14 protein-coding genes are annotated in these 15,390 nt (G+C 73.4%); 11 read left to right on the top strand and 3 right to left on the bottom strand.

Going from position 1 to position 15,390, the window contains the following annotated elements:
• Positions 1–248: 248 nt before the first annotated feature.
• From BS72_RS09530 to BS72_RS09485, 10 genes are all read left to right on the top strand, one after another.
• Positions 249–1,703 (top strand): L-fucose/L-arabinose isomerase family protein, encoded by a 1,455-nt coding sequence (locus BS72_RS09530; protein WP_051950861.1) that lies wholly within the window; start codon positions 249–251, stop codon positions 1,701–1,703.
• Between the two features lie 162 nt (positions 1,704–1,865).
• Positions 1,866–2,969 (top strand): DUF5954 family protein, encoded by a 1,104-nt coding sequence (locus tag BS72_RS09525; protein WP_051950860.1) that lies wholly within the window; start codon positions 1,866–1,868, stop codon positions 2,967–2,969.
• 333 nt (positions 2,970–3,302) lie between these two features.
• Entirely contained in the window at positions 3,303–4,205 is a 903-nt protein-coding gene (locus BS72_RS09520; protein WP_037908658.1) for a YceI family protein, read from the top strand.
• 1,029 nt (positions 4,206–5,234) lie between these two features.
• Positions 5,235–5,945 (top strand): class I SAM-dependent methyltransferase, encoded by a 711-nt coding sequence (locus BS72_RS09515; protein ID WP_037908655.1) that lies wholly within the window; start codon positions 5,235–5,237, stop codon positions 5,943–5,945.
• A 29-nt stretch (positions 5,946–5,974) separates the two neighbouring features.
• Complete coding sequence (locus tag BS72_RS09510) at positions 5,975–7,036, top strand: thiamine pyrophosphate-binding protein (protein ID WP_157856187.1); 1,062 nt, start codon at positions 5,975–5,977, stop codon at positions 7,034–7,036.
• A gap of 35 nt (positions 7,037–7,071) precedes the next feature.
• Positions 7,072–7,704: a thiamine pyrophosphate-dependent enzyme gene (locus BS72_RS09505; RefSeq protein WP_157856186.1), complete on the top strand. Its 633-nt coding sequence runs from the start codon at positions 7,072–7,074 to the stop codon at positions 7,702–7,704.
• 57 nt (positions 7,705–7,761) lie between these two features.
• A complete protein-coding gene (locus tag BS72_RS09500) occupies positions 7,762–8,829 on the top strand; it encodes a saccharopine dehydrogenase (protein WP_037908651.1) in 1,068 nt (355 codons plus the stop codon).
• Complete coding sequence (locus BS72_RS09495) at positions 8,822–9,988, top strand: saccharopine dehydrogenase C-terminal domain-containing protein (RefSeq protein ID WP_051950858.1); 1,167 nt, start codon at positions 8,822–8,824, stop codon at positions 9,986–9,988. Before BS72_RS09500 ends, BS72_RS09495 begins: the two co-directional genes overlap by 8 nt.
• On the top strand, positions 9,981–10,997 hold the full coding sequence (locus BS72_RS09490; protein WP_198545832.1) for a DMT family transporter: 1,017 nt from the start codon (positions 9,981–9,983) through the stop codon (positions 10,995–10,997). The genes BS72_RS09495 and BS72_RS09490 overlap by 8 nt, the downstream gene beginning before the upstream one ends.
• A 12-nt stretch (positions 10,998–11,009) precedes the next feature.
• Positions 11,010–12,230: an ATP-grasp domain-containing protein gene (locus tag BS72_RS09485; RefSeq protein WP_037908649.1), complete on the top strand. Its 1,221-nt coding sequence runs from the start codon at positions 11,010–11,012 to the stop codon at positions 12,228–12,230.
• A 138-nt stretch (positions 12,231–12,368) separates the two neighbouring features.
• On the opposite strand, the gene BS72_RS09480 is transcribed toward BS72_RS09485, so the two are convergent.
• Positions 12,369–13,295 (bottom strand): alanyl-tRNA editing protein, encoded by a 927-nt coding sequence (locus BS72_RS09480; RefSeq protein ID WP_051950857.1) that lies wholly within the window; start codon positions 13,293–13,295, stop codon positions 12,369–12,371.
• A gap of 50 nt (positions 13,296–13,345) precedes the next feature.
• Positions 13,346–13,648 carry a DUF1330 domain-containing protein gene (locus tag BS72_RS09475; RefSeq protein WP_037908647.1) on the bottom strand — a complete coding sequence of 101 codons (303 nt, stop codon included), beginning with the start codon at positions 13,646–13,648 and terminating at the stop codon, positions 13,346–13,348.
• A 201-nt stretch (positions 13,649–13,849) separates the two neighbouring features.
• Here BS72_RS09475 and BS72_RS09470 point away from each other — a divergent pair, with 201 nt between their 5' ends.
• A complete protein-coding gene (locus BS72_RS09470) occupies positions 13,850–14,653 on the top strand; it encodes a methyltransferase domain-containing protein (RefSeq protein WP_037908645.1) in 804 nt (267 codons plus the stop codon).
• A gap of 127 nt (positions 14,654–14,780) precedes the next feature.
• On the opposite strand, the gene tpx is transcribed toward BS72_RS09470, so the two are convergent.
• A complete protein-coding gene (tpx, locus tag BS72_RS09465) occupies positions 14,781–15,281 on the bottom strand; it encodes a thiol peroxidase (RefSeq protein ID WP_037908641.1) in 501 nt (166 codons plus the stop codon).
• Positions 15,282–15,390 lie beyond the last annotated feature (109 nt).

The raw sequence follows: 15,390 nt of genomic DNA, 5'->3' as shown, positions 1-15,390 counted from the left end.
GAACGTTAAAATCGCTACGCCGCCGAGCGCCGCGGCCTCCAGCCCCCGCGCATGACCGGGTCCACCCCCGGGGTACGGAACGGGTGGGACGACCACGACCGCACGGGAACCCGAGGGGCGTCGAAGCGGGCCCGGTGCCATCGGCGACGGGCCGGGTCCCGTGCGGCCCCCTCCCCTTCCCCCTGCCGGCCGAGCCCCGCCCGCCAACGCCCGCGCTCCGCGCTCCCCCACCTCGTCGGAGAGAGTCCATGACCAGCACCGGCAGCAGCCTTCCGCACCCCCGCCCGCACCGGACGCCCGGCACATCCCGAAAGCCCAGGATCGGCCTGGTGGCCGGCGGCCTGGGGGCCTACTGGCCCCAGTTCCCGAAGCTGCTCCCCCAACTCCGGCGGTCCGCCGCCCGGGTGGCCGAGCGGATGGCCGGCTTCGACGCCGAGATCGTCGACGCGGGGTTCATCTCCGACGCGCCGGAGGGCGCGCGCGCCGCCGAGCGGCTCAAAGCAGCCGACTGCGATCTGATCGTCGGATTCCTCACCACCTACATGACGGCCACCATGCTGCTCCCGATCGCCCAGCGCTCGGCCGCCCCGGTCCTGCTGGTCAACCTGCAGCCGACGGAGTCCATGGACCACGCCGCGTTCGACACCGGGGACTGGCTCGCCTACTGCGGCGCCTGTCCCCTGCCGGAGATGGCCAACACGTTCGAACGCTGCGGCATCCCGTTCCGCTCCGTCTCCGGGTATCTGGAGGACGAGCGGGCCTGGACGCGCATCGGCCGCTGGATCCGGGCAGCCGGAGTGCGCTCCGTGCTCGCGCACGGCCGGCACGGCCTGATGGGACACCTCTATCCCGGCATGTACGACGTCTCCACGGATCTGACCGTGGTCGCCGCCGACCTCGGCGGGCACGTCGAAGTCCTCGAATTCGACGACCTGCGGGTCCGCGTCGACCAGGTCACGGACCAGGACGTCGCGCGCAGGCTCACCGAGACGCGCGAGGTCTTCGACCTCGCCGACTCCGTCGTGGCGGAGGACCTGCGCTGGGCGGCACGCGTCTCCGTCGGCCTGGACCGGCTCACCGCCGACTTCGACCTGGACTCGCTGGCCTACTACCACCGCGGCCTGGAGGGCGAGACGCACGAGCGCCTGGGCGCCGGGATGATCCTCGGCGCCTCACTGCTCACCGCACGCGGGGTTCCGGCCTGCGGGGAGTACGAGCTTCGGACCTCGCTGGCCATGCTGATCGCCGACCGCCTCGGCGCCGGCGGCTCCTTCACCGAGCTCCAGGCCCTGGACTTCCGCGAGAACGTCGTGGAGATGGGGCACGACGGCCCGGGCCATCCGGCGGTCAGCGAGCGGCGTCCGCTGCTGCGCGGGCTCGGCGTCTACCACGGCAAGCGCGGCTGGGGCGTCTCGGTCGAGTTCGACGTCCGCCACGGACCCGTCACGCTCCTCGGGATCGGGCAGCGCCGGGACGGCCGCTTCCGCCTGGTGGCCTCCCAAGGACGCGTCGTCCCCGGTCCGCTGCTCGCCATCGGCAACACCACCTCCCGGGTCGACTTCGGCCGGAACCCCGGGGAGTGGACGGACGAGTGGAGCGGCTCGGGCGTGGCCCACCACTGGGCGCTCGCCACCGGCCACATCATCCCCGACCTGCGGGCGCTGGCCGATCTCATGGAGCTGGAACTGGTCACCGTCGACTGAGCCGGTCCGCGGGGGCGGGGCCCGCCCTGCCCGCCCGGCCCCGCACCGCCCGCTGCTGCCGCCGCTTCGGAACGACCGCTCCTGACGCACCGGGAACACCCTGCGGGGGTGGGAAGTCGTGAACTGCCCACGGCGGCGGTCCGCAGTCGGCAGGATGAGTGCATGGTCGAAGGGGTTGTTGGTCCGGACGGAATGTGGCCGGTCGTGGTGCGGTACCCGGACGGTCCGGTGGAGGCCGTCGCGGAGGCCGACGCGCTCGACGCCGCCCGGCAGGCGCAGACACTGCTGGTACGCGGCCCGCTGTTCGGGGTGGTCGCGCAGGACCCCGGGGAGGCGCCGCGGTGGCGGGTGGTGGTCCCGGTGACGGCCGGCTCGCCGCAGGAGGCCCGGGACGGCCTCAACTCGCTGGTGTGGTTCCGGGCGAAGGACGAGGCCCGGAACCGGGAGGAGCGGCGCGTGCTGCTGGCCGCCCTCAGGCGGCTGGAGACCGAGCGCGTCGACGAGCTCACCGTCCTCGGAACCCGCTACCGCGTGGTGCGCGCGGAGGAGTACGCCGGCGCCGGGCCGGACGGCATCGAGCTGCCCCGCCCGACCGACCCCGAGCCCGCCGTCGCGGACTGGGGCCACGGCAAGCGGGAGCCGGACGTGGACGAGGATCTGGTCCTGGACCCCGAGGCGCCGATCACGCCCACCCAGGCGGCGGAGCGGCTGGCCCTGCGCGGCCTGGTCTACAGCGGGATCAGGTTCCCCGAGGACGTCCTCCACGACTCCCAGCGGGCCCTGGAGACCCACCCGGACGTACTGCTGCTGCCCACCGGCTTCAGGGTCCTGGAGAACAACGGGGACAGCGAGGGCTGGACGACCGGCGGCGGCCTGCACACCACAGCCCACGGAACCCGCCGGACCCTGGACTTCGGCCTCACCTGGTTCGAGCCGCGCCACCGGGGGCTCATCCCCATCGAGGCCGACCGGGAGACCGACGCGCGGACCGTGGTCGCCGAGGGCACCGACCCAGCGGCCCCGGAACTCGCCGAGTACGTCGAGGCCGCCGACCGGCTGCGGACCGAGCGCGCCAACCAGGTCGAGGTGCAGGGCACGGTCCACCGGATCTGCCGGGTCCGCCGGCTGATGCGCTGGAGCCCCGACGGACCGGAGGGGCCGCGCCCGTCGGACACCGACAGCCATCCCCCCGAGAAGATCCGCCCCACCCTCGACGAGGACGGCAACATCCGCCACGACCTCGACCCCGACCCCGAGGACGTCTGAACCTCCGCCGCCCGCGTCCCGGGCCGCGGCCCGGACGCGCGACGACCGCCGGGTCCGGTCTCCCGGACCAGGCGGCGGAGCACGCGCGGCGGCGCGACCTGCGCGTTCTCCGCCGCCGACACGGTCGGTCCGGCCCTGCCGAGGCGGTCGGCGCCGCCGCGCCGCCCGGGTGCCGCGACCATGATCGCACCCCGGCTGGGCGCCTATTCCCAGTTCCAGGCTATGTTTGCCTCGGACGGAGCGGGGTGGTCGAGGGCCTTGCCGTCAAGCGCTGTTGACAGTGACGGTGGACTTCCCTCCTCGCAGGACCGACGCACAGGGGTACGTAGAACGATGATCAGCCGCTTGCTGGGCCGACAGGCAGCCGCGAGTCAGAGGAACAACCCGCTCTCCGGATTCTCCGTTCCACCGGACGCGGGCCTGGTCACCTGCCGCGTACTCGACCCCGTCAGCGAGCCCGTGAGAGCGGCGGAGTTCACACTGAGCGACGCCCAGGGCAACAAGATCGTCAAGGGTGAGACCGATCCGTTCGGCGGGGTCGTCGCGATGGTGCCGGTCGGCGAGTACCGCATGTCGGTCTCGGCCGACAGCCTCAGCCCCTACCGGGGAAACGTCTCGGTGACGGAGAGCGGCAAACTCGTCACCCTCGGCGACATCACTCTGCAGTTCGCGCCCACGATGCCGCTGCCCGTACCGGGCGAGTGGGAGATCGAGACCGCGCACACCCGGATCGGCTTCTCCGCGCGGCACATCGGCCTCGGCCGCGTGCACGGCCGTTTCGACCACTTCGCCGGCGCCATCCGGATCGGCAGCACCATCGAGACCTCCGCGATGCACGTCGTCATCGACGCGGCGTCGATCGACACCAACGTCCGGATGCGCGACGACCACCTGCGGTCCGGGGACTTCCTGGACGTGGAGCACTTCCCGACGCTGGAGTTCTACAGCGACCGCTTCGCGCACCGCGGCGGCAACAACTGGGCGATCACCGGCGGACTCACCCTGCACGGCGTCACCCGCACGGTGACCCTCGACGCGCAGTACCACGGCATACGCGTCGGCATGGAGGGCGAGACCCGCGCGGCCGTCCAGGCCACCACCGAGCTGCACCGCGAGGACTACACCGTCAACTGGCAGACCATGCTCGCCCGCGGCATCGCCGTGGTCGGTTCGAGCATCAAGGTCGACATGGACATCCAGATCGTGCCCAAGGGCACGGAGCTCGAATACAAGTGACGCCGGGTCAGGCAGCGCGCTGACGTCGTCCGGCTCCGGCCGGACCGGGGGCGCCGCCTCGGACGTCCGCCGCGCGGGCCGGGTACGGCCGGCGCGCGGGCGCCCGGGACGGCGCCCCCGGCCGGTCCCGGCCCCGCCGTCCCCGCGCCCCCACGGCTTCCGGCGGGCCCGGTCGGCGCCCCGCGGGCCGGACCGGGCCGCCCTTCCCAGACCCCGTGGGCCCGCGCGTGAGGAACCCGCGCGGCAGAGCGTCCGTGAGGTCCTTCGCCGTCCGACCGCTCCGGTCGCGCCTCCGGGCGGGGCCAGGGTCCGCCGGCGCGGCAGAAGGCCACCCGCCGTGAGCCACCGTCCAATACTCGTTGACGGCCCGTCAGTCACGGCTTCGACGCCGCACACCCACCCTCGTCCGACGACCGGCGGGACCGCCTCCCGACGGTCGCAGCAGGTCCGGCGGCCACGAAGACGAACCGCACTAATCGCCAACCCCGGTTCAAATGCGCATACTTGACGCATCGTCATTTTGTCGCTTCGGATATGCATCTGCATCACAAGTGACATGCGTCACTCCTCCGGCACATGCCACTACACAGCGTCGCGACAGGCGACGCACGGAGAGTGCGACCAGGGCAGACCCGACGTCGCGGAGCCGGTACCGTGACGGTCAGTGGTCGAGCGTGCGGCGGGAGAGACGAATTCACGCCCTTCTGCCTTGACGGTTCTCTGACGGGTGCGCCAATCTGTGGATCGCCGCTCCGGAACGCCCCGTTCAACCAGCCGCCGTTCGGGGTCGATGACGTCTCCGTGATCCCGCTCGTCGGCATTCTCCCGCCCGCGAGCAGGAAAACGGCTGCCGTCACGTCGACTTCGACGGTAGGTGCACCATCCGGCTCCGGCCGGATCGACGGTGCTTTCCGTGAGTGCACGCCTCATCTGCCAGAACTGCCAATACCGATCATCTGCCTGAACTGAACCACGCACCGTCCACCCGGTGCGCGGTGCAATGACGTGCTCATTTTCAAGGGGGTCGGCATGTCAAAGATCGTGGCCAAGAATCACGAGGACCTGGTCAGTTTCTACAGCGGCAACGGTGCGGACCGGAGCAGTATTTTCGAGGTCTGGGAGGACGGTGGCAGCCGTGGGGACTCGGTCACCCCGTCGACCTACAGCCCCGAGTACCGGGACTGGATGGCCGACCTGCTGATCGGCGAGCTGGAGCACAACGGCGGCGGGCTGCTGAGCCTGGGCTGCGGAAACGCCGCGGTCGAGGCCCAGGTGGCGCGGAAGGGCTTCCGGGTCCTGGCTGTCGACGCCATGGAGGAGGCCGTCGCGCTGGCCCGCAAGAAGGGCCTGGAGGCCGTCTGCGCCGACATCTACCAGTGGCAGCCCGACGAGCCGTGGAACGTCATATACATCGACGGCGTCCTGGGCCACCTGTACAGCGCCGAAGACGGTCTGCTGCCCGTTCTCGCGCGCGTCCGCTCCTGGCTGGAGCCGCGCCCGGAGTCGGACCCGGACCGGCACGCGGCCTCCCTGGTGGCGTCGAACGACGCCCCGAACAACGGTGAGAGCGTCCAGAAAGCCCCCGGGGTGAACGGCTTCCACTGGCTGTCGGCCGCCTACCTGCGCGAGCAGGCGATCGAGGCGGGGTTCGACCGCGCCGAGACCCGGGAGTTCTCCTACAACCGGCCGGTCTCCGGGCCGCGTACCCGGGCCGTGATGACCGGGTACCTCGGACGTTGAGCAGTGCTGAGCGCAGCGGACGGAGTGACGTGCGAGGCAAGATGACGAACGGCGCGGAGATCCTCGTCGAGGCCCTGGTGCGCAGCGGTGTCGACACCGTCTTCGGCTTCCCCGGAGACACCAGTATCGGCTTCTACGACGTCCTGGCCCGGCGGGCCGACGAGATCCGGCACGTGCTGGCCCGCGACGAACGGCACGCGGGCTTCATGGCGGACGCGTACACCCGCAGCACCAGCAGGCTGGGCGTCTGCGAGGCGCCCAGCGGAGCCGGAGCGGTCTACCTGGCGAGCGGTCTGGCCGAGGCGTTCGCCGCCAGCGTCCCGCTGCTGGCGATCACGACGGACAACAACCGGCGCAGCCACGGGACGGCCCCGATCAGCGAGGTCGACCAGGAGCAGCTCTTCACCGCGTGCACCAAGTGGCGGCGCACGGCGGAGTCCGCCGAGGAGATCCCGGCCCTGCTCGCGGAGGCGGTCGCGGCGGCGCTGGGCGGCCGGCCGGGCCCGGTCGTGCTGATCCTGCCCGAGGACGTGCTGGAGGAGGTGCCCGAGGTCGTCCCGGCGACGGCTCCGGTGCGCGCGGCCGCGCCCGGCACCCGCGCCGACGCGCCCTCGGCCGCGCTGGACGAGGCCGCCGCCGCGCTCCGCGCCGCCGAGCGGCCCGTGGCCGTGGCCGGCGGCGGCGCCCACCTGTCGGGGGCCGGGCCGGCGCTGCTGGCGCTCGCCGAGCGGCTGGCCATGCCGGTCGGCACGAGCATCCACGGCAAGGGCGTGGTCGACGAGGCGCACCCTCTCGCGCTGGGGGTCGTCGGCGGCAACGGGGCGCGGGACTACGCGAACGAGCACGTGGCCGGGGGCGACCTCGTCCTCTTCGTGGGCACCCGCGCGAACGCGACCGACACCCTCGGCTTCACCACGCCCAGGCGCGACGGTCCGCGGATTCTGCACGTCGAGACCGATCCCTCGCGGGCCGGGCGCAACTACCCCGGCGGTATTCCGCTGGTCGGGGACGCGCGCACCGTCCTGGAGAGCCTGCTGGCCCGGGTGCCGGCGGTCCCGGAGGCCGAGCGGGCCGCCCGGCTGGCCCCCTGACCGCGGCGCGCGCGTCCTGGTCGGACCCGGTGGCCGTGGACGGGGCCGAGCTCGGCGAGGGGGTGCTGGCGCCCTACGAGATCGTGGGCGCGCTGGCGGACGCCTTCGGCCGGGACACCTGGATCGCCGCCGACGCCGGCACGCCCACCCCGTACCTCGCGTGCTTCTGGCAGGCCCCGGGGGACGGCTGGCGCGTGGTGATCCCGCGCGGTCACGGCCCCCTGGGGTACGCGATACCCGCCTCCGTCGGCATGGCCGTGGCCCACCCCGGCGAGCGGGTGCTGTGCCTGACGACGGAGAACAGCCTGGCCATGGCGGTCGGCGAGTGGGAGACCGCGCGGCGGCTCCGGCTTCCGATCACCTTCGTCGTGCTCGACAACACCTCCATGGCGTGGATCAAGATGATCCAGCACCTCTACGCCGGCCGCCGCTACTTCGCGGTCGACCCGGGACCGATCGACCCGGTCCTGCTGGGCTCCGGGATGGGCCTGCCGGGCGCCCGGGCGCACTCCGCCGAGGAGTTCGCCGCGCTGGCCAAGGAGGCCGCCCAGGCGGACGGGCCCTCGCTGATCCACGCGATGGTGCCGGAGCACATGGACCTCACGCCCCCCGTCCCGGTCTGGCGCGCCGCGCTGTCCGGTCGGATCAAGAGTCGCCCCATCCACTGAACCAGCCTCTGTCCCGGGCGGCGGAGGCCCGGCCAGAGCAGGAAGAGTCCGAACCACATGTCACCTATCACCGGGGTGTGGCTGCGCCGGGAGGCGTCGCCGACCGAGGAGCGGACCCCGCTCACGCCCGCCGACGCCGCGCGGCTGATCGCGGGCGGCCTGCCGGTCGCCGTCGAGCGGTCCGAGCAGCGGGCCTTCGACACGGACGCCTACGCGGCCGCCGGCTGCCGCGTCGTCGCCGCCGACAGCTGGTCCGAGGCGCCCGATCACTACGCGGTGCTCGGCCTGAAGGAGCCGGTCGCCCGGCCGGCGGACCTGACGCACCAGCACATCTTCTTCGGCCACGCCTACAAGGGCCAGGCCGGCGGCCCCGCGCTGCTGAACCGCTTCGCCGCGGGCGGCGGGCGGCTGCTGGACCTGGAGTGCCTGACGGACGAGAGCGGCCGCCGGCTGGCCGCGTTCGGCTACTGGGCGGGCTACGTGGGCGCCGCCCTGGCGGTGCTGCACCGGCGCGGCCGGCTCTCCGCGCCGCTGCGCTCGATGGCGAAGGACGAACTCGACGCCGCCCTCAGCGAGCAGCCGGGTGGGGCGTCCGCGCTGGTCATCGGTGCGCTGGGCAGGTCCGGGCGAGGTGCCCGGGCGGCGCTGGAGACCGCGGGCCTGTCGCCGTCGCTGTGGGACGTCGAGGAGACCCGCGACCTCGACAAGGCCGCCCTGCTGGGCCACGACATCCTGGTCAACACCGTCTTCGCCAGCGAGCCGGGACCGGCCTTCCTCGACGCCTCGGACCTCGACCGGCCCGACCGCGTACTGTCCGTCGTCTCCGACGTGACCTGCGACATCACCTCGGACTGCAACCGGCTGCCGGTCAACGACAAGCCGACGGACTGGGCCGAGCCCGTACGCGTGCTGCGCCCGCCGGCCCCCGGTCTGGACGTCATCGCCATCGAGAACCTCCCCTCCCTGCTGCCTCGGGAGTCCAGCACCGCCTTCTCGGCGGACCTGCTCCCCCACCTCGCGACCCTGCCGTCGTGGTCGCCGGTCTGGGACCGCTGCGCGGCGCACTTCCGGCAGGCCCTTCCGACGCCGACCGCTGACCGAGGAGAAGTGAGCGAGCATGAGTGAACTGATCACGCCCACCGGGCGCGTGCACTGGGTCGGCACCGGCATGTCGACCGGCAGCGGCCTGGGCCTTGTCTGCGCCGGCGCGTCGACGGTCCTGTGGGGCCGTACCGCGCAGAAGGCGGAGGACTGCCTGGCCCGCCTCGGCCTGGCCGGCGCCGCCGAGTCACGGGAGTTCAGCCCGGCGGCCCTGGCCGAGGCGCTCGCCCCCGGCGACGTCGTCGTCTCCATGCTGCCCGCCGGCGAGCACCCGGGCCTGGTGCGGCTGGCCCGGGAGGAGGGCGCGCACTTCGTGTGCTCCAGCTACCTGAGCCCGGGGGTGGCGGAGGAGGCCCGTCCGGCCGCGGACCGGGGCTGCGTGGTGCTGACGGAGGTCGGGCTCGACCCCGGTATCGACCACCTGCTCGCCCACGACCTGGTGCGCAGGGGCCGGGCGGCCGTCGGCGACGGCCCGGCGACCGCGCGGTTCACCTCGTACTGCGGCAGCAACCCGGCCGAGCCCAACGAGTTCCGCTACCGGTTCAGTTGGGCGCCGCGCGGGGTGCTCACCGCCCTGCTGAACCCGGCCCGGCTGATCGAGGACGGCGCGGAGAAGGTCGTCGAGCGCCCCTGGGAGGCGGTGACCACCCAGGAGGTCGGCGACGAGACCTTCGAGGTCTACCCCAACCGCGACAGCCTGCCCTTCGTGGGCACCTACGCCTTCCCCGCCGGCTGGCGGCTGGCGACCTTCGTCCGGGGGACGCTGCGGCTGGACGGCTGGAGCCGCGCCTGGCAGCCGGTCTTCGCCGCGCTGCTGGAGGCCGACGAGCCCGCCATCACCGACCTGGCCCAGGAGTTGGCGGCCCGCTACCCGACCTCGGCGGAGGACCACGACCGGGTGGTGATGAGCGTGCGCCTGGAGCTCACCGCCGAGGACGGGCGGACGTGGTCGGGCGAGTACGCGCTCGACGCCGTCGGCGACGAGAAGGAGAGCGCGACACCGCGGCTGGTCTCCGTCCCGCTGGCCCTGGCCATCCTGGACGTGGTGGACGGGCGCGTGGCGCCCGGACTGCACCAGGCCAGTGACCGGCCGGAGCTGGTCGCCCGCTGGCTGGAGCTGCTCGCGGAGAAGGGCGTCAGCGCCAGGTACCACGGCGGCACCGGCGAGGAGATCCATGGGTGAAGGCCAGGCGGGCCCACCGGCGACCAGCCTGCGCCAAGGAGTTCCCCCGCTGCTCGGCTACGCGGTCCTCACCGCGGCCATGGACGTGTACGCGGGCAACCGCTTCTCCGTGGTCAGCCCCGCGGGGCTCGCCGCCGTCTCGTTCACGCTCACGTTCCTCTTCTTCGGCGCCGCGGAGCTGCGGCGCGGCGGCACCCGGCGGATCAGCGCCCTGGCCGAGCACCGGGTCGACCTGGTGGCGATCAACATCACCACCACGGTCACCTGGCTGTCCACGTTCTACGCGCTGAAGTACCTGGAACCGGCGATCGTCAACGTCATCGGCCTCGCCCTGGGCCCGGTGATCACCACACTGGCCGGGCCTCTGATGCGCCGTCAGAGCAGCGTGATCCCGGCCGAGACGGCGGTGGCCGTGCTCATCTGCGGCCTGCTGGCGATGCTGCTGTGGGGGTCGTTCAGCGGGGACAGCGGCCTCGGCCACATCACGGCGCTGCACGCGACGCTCGGCCTGGTCTTCACCCTCACCTGCGCGGCCGGCTCAGCCGTCAACATCCTCTACATGAAGCGGCTCAGCGAGGCCGGCTGCGACTCCGGCACGGTCCTGGCCACGCGGTTCGTGCTGATGGCCGCGGTGTCCTGGGGGCTGGTCGCCGTCGGCGACCGCGGCGGGCTGCACGCGGCGCTCGTCCCCGGCGCCGTCGTCGCGGTGATCGGCGTCGGCGTGCCGATCTACGTACTCCAGGTGGGCATCCGGCACACCGAGCCGATCACCACCTCGCTGCTGGTGGCGCTCTCGCCGCTGTTCGCGTTCGTCATGCAGCTGGCGGACGGGCGGCTGAGCTTCTCGGCGCTGACCCTGGTCGGCGTCCTCGGCGTGGTCGCCCTGGTCTGCCTGGGCGTCCTGGCACGGGCGCGCCGGTCGGCCGCGGAAGCCGGCGCCGGGAGCCAGGACACCGTGTCGGCCACCGATGCGGGAGGGCAGCAGAACGTGCCCAGCGAACAGCACTGAGGGAGCGCACACATGACCATCGCCATCGTCGACGCCTACGGAGCGGGCAGGCTGCTGCCGGCCGCGCTCACGCTCCGCCACGCCGCGTACGTGCACGTCAGGTCGCAGGCTCCCGACACGCGCCTGGCCTACCGGCCCGAGGACTTCACCGTCGACCTCCAGCACACCGGGGACCTCCCCGCCCTGGTCGGCGCCCTGCGCGGGCTGGGCGTCGACTCCGTCGTCGCCGCGGCCGAGTCCGGCGTCCTGCTGGCCGACGAGCTCAGCCACGCCCTGGGCGTCCCGGGGAACGTCACCGCGCGCTCCACGGCGCGGCGGGACAAGCACCTGATGCAGGAGGCCGTCCGGGCGGCGGGGCTGGCCGCCATCGACGGCTGCTGCACCGCGTCGCTGGAGGCCATCACGGAGTGGGCCGCCGGGCGTGACCGCTGGCCTGTCGTGGTGAAGCCGGTCCTGAGCGCCGGCACCGACAACGTCTTCATCTGCCGCTCGATCGCGGAGGTCACCACCGCCCACGAGGCGATCATGACCTCCGCCGACCGCTACGGGCGGCGCAACCACGTGGCGCTGGCCCAGGAGTTCCTCGACGGGGCCGAGCACTACGTGAACAGCGTCAGCCGCGACGGCGCGCACCGGGTCATCGAGGTCTGGCGCTACCACAAGCGCCTGGTGGACGGGCACTCCGTCTACGACTACGAGGATCTGCTCTCCCTGGAGGACCAGGGCGTCCCGGAGCTGGTCGGCTACGTCCGGGACGTCCTCGACGCCCTGGGCGTCCGCAACGGGGCCGGGCACACCGAGGTCATGCTCACGGCGTCGGGCCCCACGCTCATCGAGTGCGGGGCACGGCTGGGCGGCGGCCAGATGCCGGAGCTGATGACCAGGTGCGTGGGGACGGACCAGGTCGACAGCCTGGCGTACTCCCTCGCCGACCCCGAGAGCTTCCTGGCGGAGGCCGAGGCCCCCTACCAGCTCAAGAGCCACCTGCGCTGCGTCAACCTGATCTCCCCGGGCGCGGGGAGCGTCCCGGACGAGAGCGGCTGGCAGCCCGTCCGCGAACTCGCCTCGTTCGCGGGGCTGGTGGTGAACCATCCGGCGGGCAGCCCGCTGTCCCGGACGATCGACATGGCCACCTGCCCGGGCACGGTGTACCTCGCCGCGGACGACCCGCAGCTGCTGCGGCGCGACTACGAGACCCTGCGCGGTTTCGAGACCGCGGGCCTCTACGGCTGACAACCCGGGGCGGGACGGGGCGGGACGGGGCGGCCCGGCTGACGGGCCCCGCCAAGCGACCGGCTCCGTCAAGCGGCCTGCTCCGCCAGCCGGCTTGCTCTCCCCCGGTGACGGGCTTTCGGACGGGGCGGCCAGGGATCAGGCCGCCCCGTCCGCCGGTTCCGCGACGGTCACGCGGTTGCGGATGGTCAGGACACCCTCCGCCTCGTCGTGGTCGGCCACGGCCGTCATCGAGGCGATCTCCCGCAGCCGCCGTACGTGCGTTCCCCCGCACGGCATGTGGGCGATCCCGCCCGGGGTCTCGCAGTACCAGTGGCGCCGGTCGGTGAGCCGGGGCCCCGCGCACTCGACGCGCACCGCCGCGTCGGTGGCGATCCACCCGGCCAGGGTGGCGTTCACCGTGTCGATGATCCCCGGCAGCCGCTGGAGGAACTCCGCCGTGTCGAAGCCCCGGCGGCGCAGGGACTTCCCGAGCCGGTACCGGTCGAGGCTGCCTCCGACGTCATGGCTGGTGTGCGCGCACGCCGCCGCGTCGAGGTCGTGGTGCCCCCGCGAGTCGGCCGGTGCCGGCTTGCGCCAGAGCCCGTGGGTCGCCTCGTTGAGCGCGTACGCGAGCAGGTGGCACGCGGAGTGCGCGGCGCTCAGCCGCAGCCGCCGCTCCCGGTCGACGGCGAGACGGACGCGGGCCGCCGCGGCCAGGTGAGCCCCCGCCTCGGCGTCCACGGCGTGGCCGACCACGAACACGACGTCCGCCTCGTCCCTGCGCACGTCGACAGCGTCGTCCACCATGACCGGTCCGCCGTGCCGCTGGGCGATGGTGACGGTGTCCCGCACCGGGAGGGGCGCGAGGCCCGGCACCCGCAGCTGCCCGTGGTCGGCCGGCTGGTCCGGCCACAGCGGGTCGCGCGGATGGAACGGGGTCACGTCGGTGACCACCAGCAGCCGCTCGCCCTCGCCGGCGCGCGGGTCGGGAAGGACACGCAGGACGGTGGCCTCCGCCTCGCACGCCCCGCCCGGATACGTCACCAAGGTCGGCCGCAGGTCGGTGAGTCGGAGATCGGTCACGCTGCCGGAGTGTAGCGACCACCGCCGCCGTGTTCTGGTGGGAACAGCTCTCAGGACGGTTCGTCCACCCCGGGGACGAAGAGCATGCGGCGGCCGCTGAGGTCCTTCCGGGTGGCTCGCGCGCCGGCGTACTCGGGCGAGGTGTACCAGGCCTTCGCCTGCTCAAGGTCGGGGAAGGCGATGACCACCATGCGGTTCCCGTCCGGCCAGTCGCCCTCCAGGGCCTCGGGCAGCGCGCCGCGGGCCAGGTAGCGCCCCCCGTACAGCGCGATCGACGCCTGGGCCAACTCGCGGTACCGGCGCACGTCCGGGGTGTCGACGTGGAGGGATTCGGCCACCACATACGCAGTCATATGACGATCATCGCACGCGGTCCGGCTGTGCCGGGGCCGCTCGCGCAATCTCCTGGAAGCACAGCGGGAGCGGCGCCGGAGCGACGCCGAGGGCGAGGGCGAGGCGGCCTGTCCGGCCAAGGGGAGGCCCGAAGCCGTGGATTCCACCACGCGCGCGGCCCGGTCGAAGGGGTACCGGGGGTCCGCTGCGAGAATCACCGCATGGCTGAGTACGAGGCGGACCAGGGATACCTGCTGGACAACCGGCAGTCCGAGGCGGGAATGCGGTTCGCGGCCTTCAAGGAGTTGTTCGACCCGGTGACGTTCCGGCACGTGGACCGGCTCGGCGTCGGCCCCGGCATGCGGTGCTGGGAGGTCGGCGCGGGCGGGCCGTCGGTGCCGCTCGGACTGGCCGAGCGGGTCGGCCCGGACGGCGCGGTGGTCGCCACCGACATCGACGTCTCCTGGACCCGGGGGGTCGCCGGCGGGGTGATCGAGGTACTGCGCCACGACGTGGCCGCCGACCCGCCGCCGCCCGGCGCCTTCGACCTCGTCCACGCCCGCCTCGTCCTGGTGCACGTCGCCGACCGGGAGGAGGCGCTGCGCCGGATGGTGCGGGCGCTGCGGCCCGGCGGGTGGCTGCTGCTGGAGGACGCCGATCCGGGGCTCCAACCGCTGCTGTGCCCGGACGAGTCCGGCCCCGAGCAGCGCCTCGCCAACCGGCTGCGCTCCGGCTTCCGCTCGCTCATGGCGGCGCGCGGCGCCGACCTCGCCTACGGGCGGACCCTGCCCCGGCTGCTGCGCGAGGCGGGTCTGGAGGGCGTCGAGGCCGACGCGTACTTCCCGATCACCTCACCGGCGTGCACCGTCCTGGAGGCCGCGACCGTACGGCAGATCCGCGGCCGCCTGGTGGAAGCCGGGCTCGCGACGGACGAGGAGATCGACCGCCACCTGGCCAACGTCGCCACCGGCCGCCTCGACCTGGCCACCGCGCCGATGATCTCCGCGTGGGGCCGGCGCTGTTAGGGCCCGGCGGGCCGGCGCCGGTAGGGCCCGGCGGGCCGGCGGCGGGGCCGTGGATGCCGGCCCTGCCCGCCGCTGCCGCGGACGGACGTCGAGTCGTCACGTCCGCGGCGGCGGCCGCGGCCGCCGGCTACTTCAGGGCGGCGAGGGCCTTGTCGTAGTCGGGCTCCTGCGCGATCTGGTTCACGAGCTCGGTGTAGAGGACCTTGTCCTGCTCGTCCAGGACGACGACGGCCCGGGCATTGAGGCCCGCCATCGGCCCGTCCGCCAGCAGCACGCCGTAGTCGGAGGCGAACGACGGGCTGCGGAACGAGGACAGGGCGACCACGTTCTCGATCCCCTCGGTCTCGCAGAACCGCTTCTGCGCGAAGGGCAGGTCGGCGGAGACGCACAGCACCACGACGTCGGTCAGGGAGGCCGCCTCCTCGTTGAAGCGGCGCGCCGACGCGGCGCACACGCCGGTGTCGAGGCTGGGAACGATGTTCAGCACCTTGCGCTTGCCGGCGAAGTCCGCCGACGTCACGTCGCCCAGGTCCGACCCGACGAGGGTGAACGCCGGGGCCTGGTCGCCGACCGCCGGCAGGTCCCCCTTGACCTGGACCGGCGTCTCCCCCAGAAGTACCTGCGCCATGTGGACTCTCCTTCGTTGCGATCACCACGGCAATGGGGCCGATTTTACTGCGCCCGGCACCACCTGCGTCTTCCGTCCCCGTGCCCGGTGGACGCCCCGGTGCCGCCGA

This window comes from Actinacidiphila yeochonensis CN732, assembly GCF_000745345.1.
In the GTDB taxonomy this organism is placed as follows: domain Bacteria; phylum Actinomycetota; class Actinomycetes; order Streptomycetales; family Streptomycetaceae; genus Actinacidiphila; species Actinacidiphila yeochonensis.
This window is presented reverse-complemented; position numbering and strand designations above follow the sequence as displayed.

What these genes read in the sequence shown, in the direction of transcription:
- BS72_RS09530 (WP_051950861.1), top strand. Translation starts at nt 249, where the DNA reads ATGACCAGCACCGGCAGCAGCCTTCCGCACCCCCGCCCGCACCGGACG.
- BS72_RS09525 (WP_051950860.1), top strand. Translation starts at nt 1,866, where the DNA reads ATGGTCGAAGGGGTTGTTGGTCCGGACGGAATGTGGCCGGTCGTGGTG.
- BS72_RS09520 (WP_037908658.1), top strand. Translation starts at nt 3,303, where the DNA reads ATGATCAGCCGCTTGCTGGGCCGACAGGCAGCCGCGAGTCAGAGGAAC.
- BS72_RS09515 (WP_037908655.1), top strand. Translation starts at nt 5,235, where the DNA reads ATGTCAAAGATCGTGGCCAAGAATCACGAGGACCTGGTCAGTTTCTAC.
- BS72_RS09500 (WP_037908651.1), top strand. Translation starts at nt 7,762, where the DNA reads ATGTCACCTATCACCGGGGTGTGGCTGCGCCGGGAGGCGTCGCCGACC.
- BS72_RS09495 (WP_051950858.1), top strand. Translation starts at nt 8,822, where the DNA reads ATGAGTGAACTGATCACGCCCACCGGGCGCGTGCACTGGGTCGGCACC.
- BS72_RS09490 (WP_198545832.1), top strand. Translation starts at nt 9,981, where the DNA reads ATGGGTGAAGGCCAGGCGGGCCCACCGGCGACCAGCCTGCGCCAAGGA.
- BS72_RS09485 (WP_037908649.1), top strand. Translation starts at nt 11,010, where the DNA reads ATGACCATCGCCATCGTCGACGCCTACGGAGCGGGCAGGCTGCTGCCG.
- BS72_RS09475 (WP_037908647.1), bottom strand. Translation starts at nt 13,648, where the DNA reads ATGACTGCGTATGTGGTGGCCGAATCCCTCCACGTCGACACCCCGGAC.
- BS72_RS09470 (WP_037908645.1), top strand. Translation starts at nt 13,850, where the DNA reads ATGGCTGAGTACGAGGCGGACCAGGGATACCTGCTGGACAACCGGCAG.
- tpx (WP_037908641.1), bottom strand. Translation starts at nt 15,281, where the DNA reads ATGGCGCAGGTACTTCTGGGGGAGACGCCGGTCCAGGTCAAGGGGGAC.